Source organism: Bradyrhizobium sp. CCBAU 53338, assembly GCF_015291665.1.
Lineage (GTDB): Bacteria > Pseudomonadota > Alphaproteobacteria > Rhizobiales > Xanthobacteraceae > Bradyrhizobium.
In genome coordinates this window covers 682,744-702,136 of record NZ_CP030049.1, presented here as the reverse complement: position 1 = coordinate 702,136, position 19,393 = coordinate 682,744, and the positions used below count along the sequence as shown (strand labels likewise).

Annotated in this window: 19 protein-coding genes; 3 read left to right on the top strand and 16 right to left on the bottom strand. The window is 56.6% G+C overall.

All coding sequences use genetic code 11. The annotated features are described in order from the left end of the window. Window positions 1-17: 17 nt before the first annotated feature. The 13 genes from XH90_RS37445 to XH90_RS37385 all read right to left on the bottom strand — a co-directional run bounded on the left by XH90_RS37445 (window position 18) and on the right by XH90_RS37385 (window position 13,327). Window positions 18-1,064 (bottom strand): extracellular solute-binding protein, encoded by a 1,047-nt coding sequence (locus XH90_RS37445; protein ID WP_164933833.1) that lies wholly within the window; start codon window positions 1,062-1,064, stop codon window positions 18-20. Beyond that, complete coding sequence (locus XH90_RS37440; RefSeq protein ID WP_128929675.1) at window positions 1,061-2,218, bottom strand: ABC transporter ATP-binding protein; 1,158 nt, start codon at window positions 2,216-2,218, stop codon at window positions 1,061-1,063. The genes XH90_RS37445 and XH90_RS37440 overlap by 4 nt, the downstream gene beginning before the upstream one ends. Continuing rightward, a complete protein-coding gene (locus XH90_RS37435) occupies window positions 2,211-2,972 on the bottom strand; it encodes an aspartate/glutamate racemase family protein (RefSeq protein ID WP_128929676.1) in 762 nt (253 codons plus the stop codon). The genes XH90_RS37440 and XH90_RS37435 overlap by 8 nt, the downstream gene beginning before the upstream one ends. 317 nt (window positions 2,973-3,289) lie before the next feature. After that, the gene (locus tag XH90_RS37430) at window positions 3,290-4,525 is read right to left on the bottom strand and encodes a pyridoxal phosphate-dependent aminotransferase (RefSeq protein WP_128929677.1); all 1,236 of its coding nucleotides are present in this window, start codon (window positions 4,523-4,525) and stop codon (window positions 3,290-3,292) included. A gap of 274 nt (window positions 4,526-4,799) precedes the next feature. Beyond that, window positions 4,800-5,141, bottom strand: coding sequence for a carbonic anhydrase (locus XH90_RS39725; RefSeq protein WP_283810013.1), 342 nt, complete (start codon window positions 5,139-5,141; stop codon window positions 4,800-4,802). 425 nt (window positions 5,142-5,566) lie between these two features. Further along, window positions 5,567-6,433, bottom strand: a complete 867-nt coding sequence (locus XH90_RS37420) for a DUF1989 domain-containing protein (RefSeq protein WP_128929678.1) — start codon at window positions 6,431-6,433, stop codon at window positions 5,567-5,569. A gap of 44 nt (window positions 6,434-6,477) precedes the next feature. Then, window positions 6,478-7,257: an ectoine/hydroxyectoine ABC transporter ATP-binding protein EhuA gene (gene ehuA, locus XH90_RS37415; RefSeq protein ID WP_188637407.1), complete on the bottom strand. Its 780-nt coding sequence runs from the start codon at window positions 7,255-7,257 to the stop codon at window positions 6,478-6,480. After that, on the bottom strand, window positions 7,257-7,916 hold the full coding sequence (gene ehuD / locus XH90_RS37410; RefSeq protein ID WP_128955088.1) for an ectoine/hydroxyectoine ABC transporter permease subunit EhuD: 660 nt from the start codon (window positions 7,914-7,916) through the stop codon (window positions 7,257-7,259). The genes ehuA and ehuD overlap by 1 nt, the downstream gene beginning before the upstream one ends. Beyond that, window positions 7,913-8,596 carry an amino acid ABC transporter permease gene (locus tag XH90_RS37405; RefSeq protein WP_128929681.1) on the bottom strand — a complete coding sequence of 228 codons (684 nt, stop codon included), beginning with the start codon at window positions 8,594-8,596 and terminating at the stop codon, window positions 7,913-7,915. The genes ehuD and XH90_RS37405 overlap by 4 nt, the downstream gene beginning before the upstream one ends. Before the next feature lie 28 nt (window positions 8,597-8,624). Next, window positions 8,625-9,470, bottom strand: a complete 846-nt coding sequence (gene ehuB / locus XH90_RS37400; RefSeq protein WP_164933832.1) for an ectoine/hydroxyectoine ABC transporter substrate-binding protein EhuB — start codon at window positions 9,468-9,470, stop codon at window positions 8,625-8,627. A gap of 277 nt (window positions 9,471-9,747) precedes the next feature. Further along, on the bottom strand, window positions 9,748-10,671 hold the full coding sequence (locus XH90_RS37395) for a LysR family transcriptional regulator (protein ID WP_128929683.1): 924 nt from the start codon (window positions 10,669-10,671) through the stop codon (window positions 9,748-9,750). Between the two features lie 83 nt (window positions 10,672-10,754). Beyond that, complete coding sequence (locus XH90_RS37390; protein ID WP_206733164.1) at window positions 10,755-11,660, bottom strand: TrmB family transcriptional regulator; 906 nt, start codon at window positions 11,658-11,660, stop codon at window positions 10,755-10,757. Between the two features lie 782 nt (window positions 11,661-12,442). Further along, window positions 12,443-13,327 carry a LysR family transcriptional regulator gene (locus XH90_RS37385; protein ID WP_232995588.1) on the bottom strand — a complete coding sequence of 295 codons (885 nt, stop codon included), beginning with the start codon at window positions 13,325-13,327 and terminating at the stop codon, window positions 12,443-12,445. 92 nt (window positions 13,328-13,419) lie between these two features. Between XH90_RS37385 and XH90_RS37380 the strand changes: the two genes are divergently transcribed. The 3 genes from XH90_RS37380 to XH90_RS37370 all read left to right on the top strand — a co-directional run bounded on the left by XH90_RS37380 (window position 13,420) and on the right by XH90_RS37370 (window position 16,799). After that, on the top strand, window positions 13,420-14,478 hold the full coding sequence (locus XH90_RS37380; RefSeq protein WP_128929685.1) for a YeiH family protein: 1,059 nt from the start codon (window positions 13,420-13,422) through the stop codon (window positions 14,476-14,478). A 185-nt stretch (window positions 14,479-14,663) separates the two neighbouring features. Beyond that, the gene (locus XH90_RS37375) at window positions 14,664-15,905 is read left to right on the top strand and encodes a CaiB/BaiF CoA-transferase family protein (protein WP_128929686.1); all 1,242 of its coding nucleotides are present in this window, start codon (window positions 14,664-14,666) and stop codon (window positions 15,903-15,905) included. Between the two features lie 24 nt (window positions 15,906-15,929). Further along, window positions 15,930-16,799: a CoA ester lyase gene (locus tag XH90_RS37370; RefSeq protein WP_128929687.1), complete on the top strand. Its 870-nt coding sequence runs from the start codon at window positions 15,930-15,932 to the stop codon at window positions 16,797-16,799. Between the two features lie 54 nt (window positions 16,800-16,853). On the opposite strand, the gene XH90_RS37365 is transcribed toward XH90_RS37370, so the two are convergent. From XH90_RS37365 to XH90_RS37355, 3 genes are all read right to left on the bottom strand, one after another. After that, a complete protein-coding gene (locus XH90_RS37365) occupies window positions 16,854-17,687 on the bottom strand; it encodes an ABC transporter ATP-binding protein (RefSeq protein WP_128929688.1) in 834 nt (277 codons plus the stop codon). Beyond that, window positions 17,677-18,444 (bottom strand): ABC transporter permease, encoded by a 768-nt coding sequence (locus XH90_RS37360; protein ID WP_128929689.1) that lies wholly within the window; start codon window positions 18,442-18,444, stop codon window positions 17,677-17,679. The genes XH90_RS37365 and XH90_RS37360 overlap by 11 nt, the downstream gene beginning before the upstream one ends. A gap of 71 nt (window positions 18,445-18,515) precedes the next feature. Then, window positions 18,516-19,385, bottom strand: a complete 870-nt coding sequence (locus XH90_RS37355; RefSeq protein ID WP_128955089.1) for an ABC transporter permease — start codon at window positions 19,383-19,385, stop codon at window positions 18,516-18,518. Between the last annotated feature and the right edge of the window lie 8 nt (window positions 19,386-19,393).

Below are 19,393 nucleotides of genomic sequence, written 5' to 3'. Positions count from 1 at the left end.
GCTTTCCAATTTATTGCTTACTTGACCTGAGAGTAGATTTGTTCGACCAAATTGACCCGCTTCTCCTGGTTCGCGGCAAGCACCGAACAGTCTGGCTGGTAAAGTTTCGAACGCAACGATTGCGGCGAACCAACCTCCTTGAGCTGTTCCTGGCTAAGCGCGGCAGTTTGATTGAGCGGTAGGAAGCCAGACGCATCAAGCATGGCCAATTCTGGTGCTGGCCTTAAAGCATAGTTTATCCAGGCTTTCACGGCGTCCAGATTCTTCGCGCCTTTCGGCACGATCAAGAAATATGACAGCAGCAATCCTCCTTCGGAGGGTATTGTGATATCGACGTTCTTTACACCGGAAGCCCGCATGGTCCAGACGCGGCTCGAATAGTAGGCTCCCGCCGTGACCTCTCCGCGCGACAGCAGGGCATTCATCTGAGCAGTGGAGTTCGTGACAGTCAGAGCATTACGCGCGATCGACGTAAGCAGAGGAATGCCGGGCTGAATGTTGTTTTCGTCGCCCCCTCCGACTTTCGCAAAGAGAACCAAATCATTGGGAGCAGCATAGATCGGCCGGGCGATAGCGACTTTATCCTTGAATTTCGGGTCGGCCAATGCCCGCCAGGACTCGAAGTCTGACGCTTTTGCCTGATCGCTGTTGAATGCGGCCCCGTAATACTGAAAGTAGATGCCGAAAGCGTAAACTTCGCCGTTCTGGTCTATCAGATAGGACGACTTCTCGAAATTAGCCAGTTCGGGGAAGTCTTCCTTCTTAAAGCTTTCCAGCAATCCATCCTTTTGGAGATTTGCGGCGTTGTAGCAGGTGCCCAGTGCGACGTTGAACTGAGGTTTTCTCGCTTGGGCTCTTAACGTCGGCTCCGGATCCGACCAGTCGCGGATCTTGACCACGATACCGGACGACGCGGAGAACGGCTTGCCGACTTTCTCTCGCCACATCTCGCTGTTGCCTCCTCCCCAGGTGCCCATGACAACTTCTCCGTCGGCGGCGCACGCAACCGTCGTCGAAAGGCTGAACAAGCTCAGGGCCATCAATAGACCGGCAGCGTGCTTCACTTCCGCACCTCCTTGTTCGCGAAAACGATGGCGTCCTCCAAATCCCATGCCAACTTGACCTGAGTTCCCGGAAGCAGGCCTTGCTGCTGCACATGCCGGGCCGTCGTATCCACCACCACGACCTTGTCGTCGACCACAACGCTTTGACGGACGGTCGCGCCCATATAGATGTTCGCCACGATCTGGCCGACCATAAGACAACTGTTACCCCACACTTCGCGTCCCACACGTACGTTCTCGGGACGAATCGATATCGCGACTTCTGCGCCGATTTTCATCTCTGGAGTTGCCACTATCAGAGCGTCGGCCGAGACCTCGCTCAGGTGCAGACTCGCACCGTTTTTCTCGAGAGACTGCACGTGGCCGACGAAGATGTTGATATCCCCGAGGAAGCCTCCGACGAATGCATTCTTCGGGTTCTCGTAGACCTCACGCGCGCTGCCCAATTGTTCGAGCTTTCCATGATTGAAAACGGCTATCCGATCCGACAGGATCATCGCCTCTTCCTGATCATGAGTCACGAATACGAATGTTGTGCCGACTTGGTGCTGGATACGCTTCAATTCGATCTGCATCTGGCGGCGCAGCTTGAAGTCCAGTGCACCGAAGGGCTCATCCAGCAGGAGAACGGACGGGCCAGTGACCAGCGCGCGCGCCAGGGCCACGCGTTGACGTTGACCGCCCGATATCTGTTGTATCCGACGTCGTCCGAGCTCGCTCAGATCCACCAACGCGAGCGCCTCGCGTACTCTTGCTACGATTTCGTCGCGTTTGACCTTTTTCACCGCCAGCCCGAAGGCGATGTTCTCCTCGACAGTAAGGTGCGGAAATAGCGCCAAACCTTGGAAGACCAAGCCGACGGGACGCCGATAAGGCGCAACGCCCGTCATCACATGGCCGCCGATCTTGATTGATCCCGCGTCCGGCTGCTCGAACCCCGCGATCATGCGCAAGGTCGTTGATTTACCGCAGCCTGACGGTCCCAAAAATGTCAAAAATTCGCCCTGCTTGACCGTCAATGACAAGTTGTCGACGATCGAGTTATCTCCAAATCGTTTCGACACTTCGATGATTTCGAGCGCGGCCACTCTATCCGCGTCGGAATCGATCGAGCATGCTGGCGGTTCGACGATCCTGACGGCGCGGTTAGGCATTGCTCAACTCGAATACCGGTGCTTCTTGTGGCCGCCGCTCCTTGAACAGGCGGCCTACCCCCGTTGAGGTGACATCGATCTTCATCCTTCGGAGTGCCGCCCAAAGAGAGGCTTGGTTCGAGGTGACAACCGGCAGGTTCAATTCCCTTTCCAATCGGTCGATTTGATCCATCACCAGCAAATTGGTGCAACTGACAAACACGGCGTCACACCTTGAAATGACCTCACGGCTTGAGAGCACCTTGGAGGCAACGTCCGCCGACGAGATGGTCAGGATCTGTCGTCCATCTGCGCAAAAGAAGGAATCGACGGCCTCCACGCCGAAGCCATAGTGCTGCAGAAAGAGGGCCTCTTCCTTGTTGATTAGATCCGGATAGGGAGTGAGCATGAATACTCTGGTCGCCCGAACGGCCTTCAAGGCTTCGATGACGGCTGTTGAAGTGGTGACAGCGGGAATTCCGGTCAACATCGTGATGCGGTCGGCTAGCTTGGCTTCGTTGCCTAGCCCCTCTAGGAAGCTGGCACTCGTACATCCGTAAACTATCACCTCCGGATTCGCCTGTGCGAGATCCGAGGCCGCTCGATCCAACGAGTTGGCCATAGCGAGCTGCGCTTCCTTCGCTATAGCGGTGCCGGGTTTGGTGAGCCTGTTGTGATTGAGCTTGACATTGGGAGGAACGTAGGACGGTAGCTCGGTTTCCATAGCCACATTTATCGGCGGCGCGAGGATACCTATCCGTCGAATGGCGGCCATTACTTCCTCCCTTGTCGATCGCTTTGAGGCTAGCCATTTGGTAGTATTATTTCAAGCTACCAAATACCTCGACTTTCGTGGAGGCGGTTTTGCAAGACCAGCTCAGCGGCCAGCTCGATGAGTTGATCTTGGCGGTTCGCCCGTTTGGCCGCGATACAGAACGCTGGTTAGAGAGCTCATGCGGCCCTGGAGCAATGATGACATCATGTCGCAGATCTCCATTTCGCATCACGGACCCGATGAACCGCAAAACGATATGAGCTGCTCGAATGTGGTCCGACATCGCTCCACACGTATTGTCAGGGCAGCGAGCTGCATCAACTCAGTCGACTGCATGCCCGGGCTATGCGGACACAGGCCTCCTTTAAGGTTTCGTCCGCAGTAGCATATGAGATTCTGAAGTGGGGCGATAAGCCATAGGCCGCTCCGTGCACCACCGCCACCCCTTCGGCATCGAGGAGATACTTGCAAAAGTCCTTGTCATCGGCAAGGACGGTTCCGTCCGGGGTCCGCTTTCCGATCAGGTCGCGGCAGGAGGGGAAGACGTAAAAGGCGCCGGACGGCTTGTCGCAAGCCAACCCGGGCACGGACGCGAGTCCTTCCAGAACCAGATTGCGCCGTCGTTGATATTTCTCTGCTCGCTCTCGAAGCCCCTCTTGCGGCCCGTTCAAAGCCTCGACGGCCGCAGCTTGGCTGATGGACGATGGATTGGCCGTGGCCTGAGATTGCAATTTCGCCATTTGGGATATCAACTTCGCCGGACCCGCGGCATAACCGATGCGCCAACCCGTCATACAATAGGCCTTCGAGACGCCATTGACGACCAGGGTTCGCTCCGCGACGGACTGATCGATCGCCGCCGGCGTACAATATTCGAGCCCGTCATAGACAAGATGCTCGTATATGTCGTCGCTAAGGAGCCAGACGTGCGGATTTCTTCGCAATACATCGATGATTGGCTCCAGCTCCCTGCGCGTGTATACGGCCCCCGTGGGATTAGAAGGCGAGTTCAAGAGGAGCCACCGAGTCCTCGACGTGATCGCACGTTCCAAATCGATCGGATCGAGCTTGAAGTTCCTCGCCGCCGGGCAAGCGACGATTTTGGGTACCCCACCGAAGAACGACACCATTTCCGGGTACGACACCCAGTACGGAGCCGGGATGATGACCTCGTCTCCGTGATCCAACGTCGCCGCCAACGCATTGAATAAGATTTGTTTGGCGCCGTTGGCGACCGAAATTTGACTGACCTTGTAGGAGAGGCCGTTCTCACGCGCGAATTTCTTCGCAATTGTCTCTTTCAGGACTGCCGTACCATCCGTGTTGGTATACTTCGTCTCGCCCCTCTTCATGGCGGCGAGCGCAGCCTGCACGACATTATCGGGTGTGTCGAAGTCGGGTTCACCCTGGGTCAGATTGAGAATTGTTCGCCCCTGAGCCTGCAATTCCCGCACTCGCTGGGCCGCAGCACCACTCTGCGACGGTTGAATTCGATTCACGCGTGCGGCAAACTCGGAGCGGTTGGACGCAGACGCGGCGTCGAAGACTGTCATTGGTAGTTCCTCTCGTCGTTGTCATCTGCCGGATGTGCAGCAGGCCATTCGCGAGCCGATTTCGATTTCAAACCTATCGGCGCAGGAGCGGCCCCCTCATCGATATCGTCCGGATGCACAGGTAATCGCGTCCGTAAAACGGTCCGCACACGCTGGATCAGATTTGCCGGTCTCTCGATCTCGTATGTGCAGAACACCGTTCGCAATCTCGAAATACGATCCATGCAACGTGAGCTGCTTGCGACCTACGCGATCGCACACCACGGAAAACTCATTAGATTGAGCAAGGACTGATCGATCGCAGCCAGCTCCAAGTCGGTGTGATCGTCGTCCAGGCCGCCGCAACACGGCCAGCTCTGTGCGCCACCGGGACCAGACGTTGCATCCATGGAGTCGTGAAGCTTTCTGGTGAGGCCGATACCTTGCCTTTGGCATAAGCGGGGACGCCCCACACCGGGCGTGACCGAGCACAACCAGAGCAGCCCCGGCGGCGTGGAATTCTCCCTCGACACCGAAGGGCGGTACGCGCTGCAACGTTTCTGATGACGAAGATTTCCTCGGGTCTCGCATTGAATATCAATTCGGGTGAAACGCGGCTGTCGCAACATCCGATCACCAGGGCTTCCGGTGACTGCCCCGCGCGCGGCCAATGAATCGAACCTTTGTCGTTCCTGAGGAAAGCGGTCCAACATGAAAGCGGCGTAGCCCTGCATCAATTGTGCGGGAAAGCTCGACACGTCACTGGACATTCCGGATCCTACCACCGATGAGCAATTGCTGTCGGCCTGGCCACAGCGGACAGGATTGACCGATCGCTTATGGGGCCAAATTATCAATCACGCCTCGCCACGACGCCAATTACTAAAGCGCCTGCAACCATGCATGACGAGAATAATCTCGAAATTCGCTGTCGCGGTTGCACTTCAAACCCAAACGCGGCGTCAACTTGGCACGGCTGACGCCATTCCGGTCGGCGCCTAGCTGCCGACGGTATTTCCGAGCGCCTTGATGTTAATCGGCTCTTACAATGCGCTCCGCAAATCAGCTCATCCCGTGCTTGCCTTTGTAGGGCGAGGGTTCAGGCGACTTCCAACCATTCAGCGCGCCCTTCGCGGGACGAAGGATTTCCACCTTCAGGGGATAGCACTTGGGGGTCTGCCCTGGGACCCGCGGCCCACAGTCGCCGCCGGGACAGGCGGATAGCGCACCAAGGAGATTGATCTCCGCGAAGAATTCGATGAAGTCGCCTGGACGAACCGGGCTTGCCTTTTTGATATACTCGTGACTTTCGACATCGAAGCCTGTGCACATAAAGACGTTCATGACGTCGTGCACGTAGCCCTCGGCTTCCTTCGCCGAAATCTTTCTGAAGGCAGATAGGGCTCGAACGAGATTGGAATGGCAACAGTGATCGTAATCTTCACCGGTTATCATTCTTCTCGTGTAAGGGTCGCAGCGTGTTCCGATCACATCGTGAATTCCACAACCATCGGAATCCCACCCATACCATCCCAGACTGTCGTAAGTGATAGTCGCCATCGGCCTCAGGTATGGCATGCTGCTCCACAGGCGATCACCAGTAGAAATGTGCGTCGCATGAATCGCCCGCGTCTTACCGCTGTAGAAGTGTTCAGAAAGATTGTCGCTATTCCAAAGATTAAAATCACCAACCTGCGATCCCTCCACGCTCACGATCCGAAAGAGGTGCCCGGCAGGCACTTCGAACGCGCCGCCATCCCGAGCAGGGATCGTCAACTCCGACACTTTCTCAGCACCGGACCCAACGTTCTGGTAGAATTCCATATCGAGCGCCGGAATTTGTCCGACGGCGTAGACCGTTTCTTTGCGCGCCGACCGGCGAGTCTGAGCATTCTCCGGCTCGGGCATCGAAATGGATCTGGAAGTCATTTGAGTGTCTCCTAAGAGGAATTCGACTGCTGAGACTAAGATCGTCAGGCGTCCAGGACCGACTTTAGAAACGCCTGGGTTCTCGCGCTTTTCGGTTGAGAAAAGAACTGGTACGGCTCTCCTTCCTCGACAATTCGGCCGTGATCGAAGAAGCAAACCCTGTCGGCGATCTCTCGCGCGAAGGACATCTGATGCGTTACCATGATAACCGTCAGTTCCTTTTGGTGAGTCAGCTCCCGAATGACCGCTAGCACCTCGCCAACGAGTTCAGGATCGAGCGCCGAGGTCACCTCGTCGAATAGGAGTATTTTCGGTCTCATCGCCATTGCTCTCGCGATCGCAACCCTTTGTTGCTGACCGCCTGACATCCTCGCAGGGTAGTAGTCGCACCGATCTTCCAGTCCCACCCTTCGAAGCAGCTCCTTTCCGAGGCTCACGGCTTTCTCCTTCGGCATCTTGAGGACGCGAATCGGTCCCTCGGTCACGTTTTCAAGCGCCGTAAGGTGAGGAAAAAGATTAAAGCTCTGAAAGACCATGCCGACATCGCTCCGAATCGTACGTGTTTGCCGGGCCGATGCTTGGCGTGCTGCGCCGGTCGAATCGCACGACCACAACTCACGGCCGCAGATAGAGACACTGCCTCTGTCGATTCCCTCCAATGTCATGAGAACCCTGAGGAGAGTTGATTTTCCCGATCCACTCGGACCGATGACCACAAGCTTTTCACCCTGTCCGACTTCGAGATTTAGGTCATTTAGGACCGTGGACGCCCCAAAACGTTTTGTAACGTTCCTTAGCTGTACTGAGAACGGTCCGGCCGACATTACCGCCATCCCTTCTGGGACAGTCGCTCGAGCCTGTTGATGAGAAACGCGCCGGCAATGCTGAGGACGAGAAACATTATCCCAACCATCGTTATGGGTTCAAAGTACTGAAACCGCCTGGCTCCTTCCGCCTGAGCAACGGCCATGAGTTCCCAAACGGATATGGATGCGAGCAGCGGCGTGTCCTTCAGCATGTAGACGAAGTAACTTCCGGCATTTGGAATGATGAATGGGATCATCTGTGGAACAATGATCCGCCGATATGTGTCGAACGTTGAGAGATTTATGGATGTTGATGCCTCCCATTGCCCGGCCGGAACACCGATCATTGCGGCACGGTAGACCTCGGCCATATACGCACTGTAGTGCAAGCCGAGAGCAATGACGCCGGTCACCAGCGGGCTGATCACGACGCCTGCCGAAGGCCCCACGAAGTACAGAAAATAGATCAGGACCAGGAGCGGCACCCCTCTTGCGAATTCGACGTAGCCGCGAACTAAGATTTTGGTCAGACGGTGCTTAGCGCTGTACAGCGCAAAGAGAAGGAGGCCGCCAAGCAGGGAGGCGATAAAACCGAGGACGGCGGCGAGCAATGTGGTTTGCGCCGCGACCACGAGTTGCGGAAGCAACTCCCAGGCATATTGGAAATCGACCTTCATGCCGACCAGCCCCTGGTTGCGCCGTGCGTTGGCTTACCCTGCCATAACCCGAGACGTCGCTCTGCGTACGCGATTGCCGCTCCTATCAATTGCGCCGCAGCCACATAGAAGATCATGACAACGAGATAGATCGGCACGGTCTGAAAGGTTCTGATATTGAGAGAGTAGGCTTCAAAAGTCAGTTCCGGAACGGTCGCCAAGGCGGCAACCGAGGTGGCTTTCAATACCAGGATGCTGAGGTTACCGAGAGGTGGTATCATCGACAGCATTGCTTGAGGAAGAATGATCCGGCGCATCATCATTGATGGCACCATATTGATCGCCAAGGCGGCGTCATACTGGCCCCGCGGGATAGCGCCGATCGCCGTCCTGACGACCTCAGCTCCATAAGCCCCGAAGCACATGCCTATGGCGAGTGTGGCCGCCCAAAAGGCGGAAATCGCAACCCCGAAGAACGGCAAAACAAAGTAGAGCCAGAACAGGACGACCACCAGAGATATGCCCCTGAAGATCTCGACATAGAGCAAACTGATGGTTCGGATCCACCAGCTCTTGGATGTCCTGGCGATACCGAAAACGAGCGCGCAAGCGAACATCAATACTGTCGAGAGCGCGTAAAGGGCCATCGTCGTTACCGCACCAGAAAGGAGCAGCCATCTACCCTCGTAGAGCGCCGACATCTGTCACCGTCCGCTTCGGGCACGAGTCCTACTGCTTACAAAGAGTATCGAGCTTGACGTCGGCCGCCGGCACTTCGTTCTGCGTCATGCCGTACTTTTTCAGGATCTCAACATATTCCGAAGAATGCACGATCTTGAGCATCTCGGCATTAAATGCGTCCCGAAGCTCCGAATCCTCCTTACGGAAGGCAAATGCGCCGTAGTCTTGCTTCGGCTTGCCATCTATGAGCAGGCCCGTGTATGGTTCGGCGACTTCCAGGGTCGGATCGTTCTTTGCGTTCCAGCGTGCAGTTACCGATATAAGCAATGCCCCGTCGATCCTGCCCGCTTTCAGGCTCGCGACATTGGAGGGGATGTCCGGAAAACGCGTGATTTGGCTATCCTTCACGCCGGCCTTGACTGCATTCTGTGTCGGCTGGCCACTTATGTTGCCACCAACCTTGATGTCCTCGTGTTTGACGATGTCGTCAAGACTATGGATTTGCTTGGGATTGCCTTTGCGAACGAGAAGACCTTCCTGAACGGTGAAGTTGGGCTCGGTGAAGAGAACCTGAAGGCAGCGCGCGGGAAGGATATAGAGTCCGGTCGCGATAAAATCGAAACGTTTGGCTTGAAGTCCCGGGATGAGCGATCCGAACGCAACCACCGTTCCTTCGATCCGCTCTACTCCAAGGCGGTTGAATGCGAGCTTTGCGAGATCGTAGTCTGACCCGGCCAATGATCCATCGGCCTGCTTGAACGCGAAGGGCGGCTCGTTGCTGAAGCCGAGGGTAAGGCCGCTCTTCTTTGCGTCGTCCAGCCTGGCACCGGCAAAACTCGATGACGAGAAAGTCAGGAAAGCGAGTGCTAGAAAAATATGCAAAGTTCGTAGCATGTGTTTCCTCATCTGTCTCGAATGCGTCGCCATTGACACACCGGCATCTCTTTTGGCTTCTGCTCAGTTTGGATTGAGCCAGACTCGCATCCTACATATCTGAAGGGTTATTCGGAACCGCAGCAATTCAATTAGCGTAATGGATGCATTACTTGCTGTAATATCGAGGACGCGCGACTTGCCGGATCCTCCCGATTCCTCAGGAAAACGTGGTCAAGTTGGCTGTGCGTACCGCCGCGACCCGCGCGTCTACAGCACTGCACGGAAGAAGTGCAATTTATCGAATTGTTTGCCCTTGCACGAATTCGAACCGCCCCATCAAATTCTCCAGAGTGCTCCTCACGATTTCGGAAAACCGGACCGCCTGCGCCGTCTTCTTCGAATGGCGCGGATAGACGAAAGCATAGTTGAGCCTTGCCGACGTCTTGCAAGGGCGAACCACGACATCTCGCTCTGCTAGCAGCGCTGCGCTGAATGGATCCGATATCGACACACCCATTCCGGCTCCCACCATTTGGCACGCGATGAACGCCGACGACACTTCAACCCAAATGTTCGCGGCAAGGCCAGCTTGTACGTACATTCCATCAACGATCTGCCGCAACAACGTCGTCCGGTCCAGCGCAATAAAACGGTCCTCGATCAGATCACTGGGGAGAATCGTCTTATTCGCCGCAAGTGGATGATCGGGATGAAGCACCGCAACGGGAACCAATTCGGCGAAGGAATGCGACGTCAACATTTCAAATTGAGTCGGGAGCATTACTATCCCAACGTCGAACCTAAGTCCCGAAGCCCAACGTTCGACTTCGCGTCTTTCCCTGACTTCCAAAGAAATCGAAACACTCGGAAACTCCTTCGAAAATTGGGCCAGTGCCGGCACGAGTAGACTTCGGGCGAGTTGTGGCATTGCCACGATCCGAAGGCGACCGCCTCGATTGGCGCGGATTTCTTTGCCGATGCGGGTAAGATCGTCGATATCCAGCAGGATACGCTCGCATTCCCGCGAGAAGGCTTCTCCTTGAGGAGTCGGAACCAGGCGCCCACCAAGCCGGTTGAAGAGCTTGAATCCCAGCTCCGCTTCAAGGGCAGACAGCGAACGGCTTACCGCTGGTTGGGTCAAATGAAGTCGAGTTGCGGCCCCGGTGACCGAACCGGTCACGATTACACTATGCAGCGCGCGCAACTTTTGAAGGTTCAAAGCCAACTCCCCCTTAAGATTGCTGCTCCTTGCAGGCGCGCGAAACACGCCGGCGAAGCGTGCCAATCGCCGCGACAGACGCGTTAGATCTTTTCTTCTTTCAGCTTGGATTTTTTCTCAACTCGACTCGCGGTAAGCCCTAGAAGGCTTTCCAGCGCCGCAACTTGCGGTGCGGGAAGATACTTCCTTCGAAGCTCGATAATAGCGGGGCCGAACGTCTTCTGGATCGGTTGCCCGAACATTTCGAATATTTCCGCGAAGTAGATCTCGTGCCGCAATAGGGAGTCAGCAAGATTAACTATCGGCTTATTTCGCGTGTAGGAGCCGCCTTGCGCACGAATCTCCGCCACCAGAGCTTCTTCGAAATCCACTGTAAGGGTTACAAGATGCGGTGCGATTCCCACGGGAATGCCGTTTCCCTCGTGGAGATAAGTTCGCGACTTCGCACCGAATTGAAACTTCTCGACTTGAGTCCCGAAAAGGATGATGAGAATCGCAACCCCGCGGTCTGCAGCACGTCGAAGCGCGTCGCGGTGCGGCAGCAGTATTTTCTCTTCTGTTTTTACCCAAATGTGTGATTTCGCTCCGTCGATCATAGCCTCCATCTTGGCGGCGATCGCGTCCTCGCCGTTAATGGTCCATACGTAGCCACCGTCGTTGGACTGTGAAACAGCCGGAATCGTTCGGATCAACTTTGCGCAGCGCTTGCTCGTCGCTGTCGCAATTCGCTCAAACAGAACCTTGGGCGCTACCGCCACATACCGCAGTGGAGTTTCGGAGATCGGTTGAGCCGCCTCCTTCTTTGCCAGACTCTCGAGGACAGAATATGCGTTCGCCTTGGGTAAGCCTGCAAGTTTGGCTACTTCGTAGGCAGTCGCCTGCGAAAGCTCATAGAGCGCGAGGTAGGCACGCGCTTCGTACTCGCTAAAACCCAGAGCGAGCAAGTCTGGCATCAACTCACTTAGATTAGCTTGCTTATCGCCGCTCACCCGATTTTTCCTGATTTGAGCCAAGCAGCGCCCCCACCCGTCGACAAGAAGTGCTTTGCCTCAGTTGATCAATTCGCCTTCGAAGCTTGATTGTCACGCCCTAGCTGACCATTCCGACGTAGCTCCTTGCCGCTCGACGCCGTCGGCGCTCAATTTTGATAGAAGCGCAAGTCTTTGATATCCAGCGGGCAAAGCGAAACTAACATGGGTAGCAGCCTTTATGACTATGGCTTTCGTGTCAAGTGCATGACTTGATCGCGATGGCGCGTTCGACCAGATCGCGACCAGCCGATCGCAAAGCCAGCCAAAGCGAGCGCTCGAGATGAGATGGCCACAATCATCGACCTAATCAGGCCCACCCGACTCGCCAGATTTTCCGGAGAGCGGACTGGGGGCACAGTCTCAGCCTCCAAGCAACAGAGGACCCTGCCCAAAATATCCTGTCGGGGCGCCCCCTCGGAGAACATATTCCCATTACGGCCGCTCAAAACGAGACCTCGCTACCATTGCATCCAACGGCCAACCACCAATAATTTGCGCGTCGGCACAAGAACCGCGATGGGATGTCCTGACTACGGACCCCTCGGACGTTGATCGGATTGCAGTGCAGCAGACATCTGGCGAACTGTCTCGCTATCTATGGTGGATCGGATAAGTTGCTCTCTGGATGTTGCTGACGCAAACTGGGTTTATCTCGCGCCGCTCGCCTTTTTTGATCCGCCGTCACGTCCAGCAAAGCCTTCCGAATGACGAGACGATCCCGCGACTCCATCATATTGATGTCATGGGGCGACACCTATGATTCGCTCAAAGGCAATCGCGGCAGGAATTTTGGTTCGTCCCCGTACTTCCACGTGCCAAAGCGTGCGCGATATCTGCAGATCCTTCATTTTTATCGCCTTGAGCCGGCCAAGCTTGATCTGATCGCCAATGGTTGATGTTGAGACGATCGAGACACCAAGACCGCATGCGACAACTTGCTTGATCGCTTCCGTGCTGCCGATTTCGAGGGTTTTGCGCGGCCGCACGCCATGGTTCAACAGCGCCTGCGCGACGATCTCCCGTGAGCCGGAGCCTGGTTCCCGAACGATCAGGATTTCATCTTCGAGGGCCGCCGCATACACGTGATTTTCCGATAATGCGAAGGCGTGAGTCGGACCTGCTATCAGGCTCATCATGTCCGTCCGCCAGGCCGTACTGACGAGATCATCGTCTTCGACCGGTCCTTCCACGAGGGCGATCTCTATTTCATGCGCGCGCATCATTCCGGCAATATCCCGCGTGTTGGCGCTTACCAGATGCACATCGATGCTCGGATACCTGCGCCGGAAGCTGCCTATGTACTCAGCGATCATGTAGGTCGCGATCGTGGTGCTTGCCCCGATGTGAAGCGATCCGCTCGCGAGGTTGCGCAGCGACGACAGTTCCTCTTCGGCGGCCCGCTCGGCAGCGAACAGATTTTCTGCGTGCCTGAGAAGTGCCCGCCCCTCGCGGGTCGTACGTACTCCTTTCGATGTACGATCCAGCAAGCGACAGCCCACTTGCAGTTCGAAATCGCGTACTCCTTTCGAGACCGCGGGCTGGCTAACGCGCAAGATGTCCGCTGCTCGCGAAAAGCTTCCAGCCTCAGCGACGGTGGTAAAGAAGCGGAGGAAATGCAAATTCATTGGCATAACGCCTGCTTATCGGCCTAGATCAAAATTCTACTGTTATGAGCCCTTGGTTCTCGGGCATAGCCTTGTCGGCTGGCGAGGGACTCATGGCTCCATGCAAAGATCTTCCCAAATCGAGCAAGGTAGACGCGCCTGCCGGTCGTTTGGTTGCATTGCTTCCCGGCATCCTCTTATGCGTGCTCCTGACGCTGCTGTCGATTGGAATCCAGGAGGCCGAGGAGCACATCTTCCAACATCCCTATGTTGAAGCCTTGGTCATCGCCATCCTGCTCGGGATGATGATCCGCAGCGTCTCAACTACTTCCGAGCGCTGGAAGGTCGGAATCGCCTTCAGCGCGAAACAACTTCTCGAAGTGGCCGTGATGCTGCTCGGGGCCTCGATCAGCTTTGGGGCAATCCTGCCTTCCGGATTATTTCTGATTGCCGCGATCGTCGGAACGGTTGCGGTCACGCTTGCCGTGAGTTTCGGCCTCAGCCGCATGCTCGGCCTACCCACTAAGCTTTCGCTCCTGATCGCCTCCGGAAATTCCATTTGCGGCAATTCCGCGATCGCCGCGGTCGCCCCCGTTATAGGGGCAGATGGCGATGATATCGCGTCATCGATTTCCTTCACCGCGGTCCTTGGCGTGCTGATGGTGCTCGGGCTTCCACTGCTCATTCCACTCTTGGAGCTCTCGGCTACTCAGTACGGGATTCTCGCCGGCCTCACCGTGTACGCCGTTCCCCAGGTGCTTGCCGCGACCGTTCCGGCAGGAATCGTCAGCACTCAAATTGGCACCGTGGTGAAGCTCGTTCGGGTCCTCATGCTAGGGCCGTTGGTGGTCGGCTTGTCGCTTGTCGCACCACGCCTGCGTGGCGAAGTCGCGCCCGGCAAGCGCATTAACCTCATCAAATTGGTACCTTGGTTCATCATCGGCTTCTTGGTACTGGCCGGCCTTCGTTCGTTGCAGATCATACCCAGCAGCGTTGCCGCCCCCGTTGCGAAGCTCGCCAGCGTGCTAACCGTAGTCTCCATGTCCGCACTCGGGCTGGGTGTCGATATCCGGGTGCTTTCGAAGGCCGGCGGGAAAGTCACGATTGCGGTGACCTTGTCTCTGATACTTCTGCTCGCGATGAGCCTCGGCCTGGTTCAACTCTTCAAGTGAGGGCACTCTCTGCTTAACTTCGGGTTGCCAGCTGCGGTGAACATCGGGTTCACCGAAAGGATGTTGCAGGATGTGGTCGTATCACTTAATACTACCCCATACAAGTCAGCTTGTTGAGGATCGATGGGGACCTCCGCGGGTACTGTACAGGCACTACTTCCGCCTTGCATCGTTAAGTCGGCGCAATGAAGGCCGTACCTAAGCAGTTCGAGCCAGAGGCTGCTGGCGCGCTTAACGGCGTCCGTGTCGTGGACCTTTCGCGTCTGGTCGCCGGGAATATGCTCACCCTGCAGCTCGCCGACTTCGGAGCCGAAGTCATCAAGATTGAGGACATCGTCTCGGGCGACCCTCTGCGCGCTTGGCGGGTCAACGATGTCAGCATCCATTGGAAGACCTACGCCCGGAACAAGAAGAGTGTCGCGCTAGACCTTCGCGACGAGAGAGGTCGGACGATCCTATCGGATCTGCTCGCGACGGCGGACGTGCTGGTCGAGAACTTCAGACCCGGAGGTCTGGAAAAGCTGGGTTTGTTGCCCGAGGTCCTTCGAGCACAGAATGCAGGACTGATCATCGTGAGAATCTCGGGATGGGGGCAGACCGGTCCCTATCGGGACAGGCCCGGCTTCGGCACTCTGGTCGAAGGCATGTCAGGCTTCGCTTCCCGCAACGGATTCCCTGATCGACCTCCGCTGCTGCCACCCGCCACGCTCGCCGATATGGTCGCGGGCATTTACGGATTTGGGGCAACCATGGTTGCGCTCAGGCATCGAGAAGTGAGCGGGGGTAACGGCCAGGTTATCGACTTGCCCTTGTTAGATCCGCTTTTTTCCCTCCTCGGTCCCGAAGCCGGAATCTATCAACTAACACAGCAGGTACGCCCGCGGACCGGCAGTCGATCGCTTACCGGAGCGCCGCGCAACACATTCCGTACCAGCGACTCTCGCTGGATCGCAATCTCCGCCTCGATGCAAGTTGTGGCCGAGAGGTTGTTCCGGACTATCGGTCGCCCTGACATGATCGTGGATCCCCGATTTTTGACGAACTCTGATCGCATCAAAAACGCCGATGCTTGCGAGGAGCCTATCGCGGAATTCATTGCCGCGCGGACGCTTGAAGATAACATGAGTATATTCGAGCGGGCAGACGTAACTGCTGCACCAATCTACGACATCGATCAATTCTTGGATGACCCCCATGTTCAAGCTCGCGAAATCGTCGTTGGGTTACCGGACTCCGAACTCGGAACGGTTTTAATGCACAACGTGGTCCCGAGGCTCGAAACTACGCCCGGAAGGATTCGGATGCCCGCTCCGGATCTCGGTCAACACACGTTTGCGATTCTGCGCTCCCTCGGCATCACGCAGGCCCGGTTGGAAGAACTGCGCGAGGCTGGCGTCATCGTGCAGGCTAAGCCATCATCCCAATGACCCGTAGGCGACCGGAAGACACCAGTGTACCGATCTCTGCTTTATGTCCCCGCCTCATCTGAGCGCTTCATTGCAAAGTCGGCGCTTTGTGGCGCCGATGCCATAATCCTGGATCTTGAAGACAGCGTCGCGCCCGCACAGAAGGAGGGGGCACGCAATAGGCTTGCGTCGTCGATAAAACGATGCGCTGCCGCAGGAGCTGACATTTGGGTGCGTATTAATCGACCTCTGTCGGCTGCCGTCCGAGATATCGAGGCTTCGGTGCTCGGTGGTGCCAAGGGCATTCTGATTACAAAAGTCGAGGGCGCCGAGCACGTGCGGTTGCTTCTAGAGGTTGCTGAGCGAACCGAACGGGATCATGACCGTCGCGAGCCACTCCAAGCGATCGCAGTCATCGAGTCCGTCAAGATTTTGGCCAAAGCGGACGACATCGCACGCGCCCACGAGCGGGTGATAGGCCTGATGGGCGGTAGTGAGGACTTAGCGCTATCGATGGGAGCTAATCCCACTCATGAGGCACTTAAGATACCCAAGATGCTGGTTCACATGGCCGCTGCCGGAGCCGGAAAATACTCGTTCGGATTGTTCGGCTCCGTTGCGGACTACAAGGATGTCCGACTAATGCGCGAGCTAGCGGAGGAGGCATTCGGTCACGGAGTTACGGGTGCGACCTGTGTCCATCCTTCAGTGGTACCGATCCTAAACAATGCCTTTGCACCGTCCGACGCTGATGTCGCAAGGGCGCAATTGATCATCGAGACCGCCCGTCAGCAAACCGAACGTGGCGTCGGCGCCTATTCGCTGGAAGGCAGGATGGTCGACGAGCCCGTCGTCGAACGTGCCCGGCAACTCTTGGAGCGGGCGCGGCGCCACCGGCGTGCCGACGCAAGCTGATCAGAGCGTTAGAGTGTCGGCCTGCGGTAATCTGGGCTATTGATTCACAGCGCTCTATGAGCGGCCAGCAAACGTCTGGCGTTCGCGCTTCATCGCCTTGTCGACTTCCGCCGACAGAAGAGCCGTAACCTCGTCTTCGTATCGCCGGACCTGCGGGTCCCTTAAGTCCCGAGGGTGGGGTAGCTTGATCGCCACGTCCGCAATTATTCGCGAGGGCCGTGAGCTCAGAATAAGCACTCGATCGGCAAGCTGAACGGCCTCTGATACACTATGAGTTATCATCACGATAGTTCGATTGGCCTCGACCCAGAGGTTTTGTAGATCCTGGATCATGTAGTTCTTTGTTTGCACGTCGAGTGCGCCGAACGGCTCATCGAGTAGCAGCACCTCCGGATCGTAACTAAGTGCCCGAGCGATGGCGACGCGCTGTTTCATGCCGCCCGACAGAGACGATGGATAGGCATTCTCGAACCCCGAAAGGCCTGTCAGACGAAGCCACTTCCTCGCCCGCTCCTCAGCTTCCTGCCGTGGCACACCTTTGATGTCCAGGCCCAGCGTCGCATTACGCAACACCGTAAGCCAGGGGAACAGCACGAACTCCTGAAAGACCACGCCACGGTCGGGTCCTGGCCCCACCACGAGTTCGTTGTTGATTAGCAGTTCCCCCTGGCTTGCCTTCTCGAATCCAGCGATCAGGTACAGAAACGTCGACTTGCCGCAACCGCTTGGACCGATGATAGCCACGAATTCCCGTTCGTTGATCGTGCAAGAAATGTCCTCCATCGCCAGCACGTTTCCGAAATACTTCTGGACATTCTTGGCGACAATCTTGGGCTTGGTACCGGCACCGTCGCGCAGCGGGAGTATTTTTGCCGTTTCAACGCTCATTGAGTACTCCCCATTTCTCGATGGTAGCAGCTTCGATCTTGCCAACCAGAACGTTCTCAAGAAGATAGCCGAGCGCCGCAATCATCATCACGCCACCATAGATGACGCCAATGTTCATGTATTCGGAGGCGTCATAGATCATGAAACCCAGGCCATAGCTGCTGGCGGCCAGCATCTCGGCGGCGATCAGAGCGCGCCAGGCGTAACCTGTACCGAGCCGTGTGCCGGTGATCAGGCAAGGAAAAATGCCGGGAATAATGACGCGCCAAAATACCTGCCGTCGGCTCGCGCCCATCGACCAAGCCACCCAAAGCATTTTGACGTTCAGCATTTCGATGCCGCTCGCGACGATGTATATCATTTCGAAAACCGCTGCGAGAAATACGACTAGGATGGTCGTGCGGTTATCGATACCCATGACCAACAGCAGGACGGGGGTCCATGCTAGCGTCGGCACAGGCATCAAGATGCTAATGATTGGCTGAAACACCAGCCGCGCCCGCTGACTCATGCCAAGTCCAACCCCGAGCAGGGTACCTATGATTACCGCAAGTGATAATCCCGAGAGCAAGCGCAGCATGCTGTCTGCCACGTGCCACAGAATTGCATATGGCGGGTTTCCGTTTGGGCCGGATTGCACCCAAAGCTTGTTGAGGATCGCGGACGGCGCCGGAAACAAGAAGCCGTTTATCAACCCTAACCGCGAGCACACCTCCCAAGCCACCAGCGGCACCAGGATCAGCGCGATACGAGCCATCGGTATCGCGAGACCGGACGAGGCTGGGGACCGAGTATATCGCTGCAGACGGATGCCGGATGTGTCCACGCTCATCGATGGCTACCCACTTTTCCGTTACCGTGCCAGCGGTGAATGGTAAGTGCTTCGAGCGAGCCAAACACGCCACGTTCGATAAGGAGACCGATCAGGGCCAGGCATACGATGCCGACGAACATCGTGGATACGTCCATATAGGAACGCGCCGCGAATATCATGAATCCGAGGCCATGGGTCAACGCAGCTAGCATTTCGGCCGCGACCAGCGTGCGCCACGAATGCGCCATTCCAAGCTTCAGCCCCGAGATCAGCGCCGGCAGCGCACCGGGTAACAGCACACGCCGAAAGATATCAAACCGGCTTGCGCCCATGCTGCGCACGACCCACAAGGAGTGTCGGCCGATTGCGCGCACGCCCTGGATAGTACTGTACAGAATCGGAAAGAAGGCACCGAGGAAACAGACAGCAATGATCGTGATATCGCCTTGACCGAAAATGACCAGGAAGATCGGAGCCCAGGCAACTGCCGGTAGCGGCAGTAACAGGCTCAGGAGTGGGGAAGCAATCAGATAGGCCGTCCTGTTGAGGCCCAGGAAGAGGCCCATTGGGATGGCCAGCACGCATGCCAGAGCGAACGAACTCAGCGCACGCCACAAACTAACGACAATATGCGTCAGCAATATGCTCTTGGCGGGATCGGCTGGATCAAGCAGCACCCACGCGCGCCGCGCGATATTTGATGGCGAAGGCAGGATCGTCGCATTGATCCAGCCGAGACGTACCGTTGTCTCCCATATTAACAGGAAGACGATGATTGGCAGCGCGAACAAGAATGCCGATGCCGCCCCGCGGTACAAGATGCTACGCAGCCTCTGCTCGTCGGCAACACCCGCGAACGGCGCCGACGGCGTCGCGTTAGACATGATGGAGC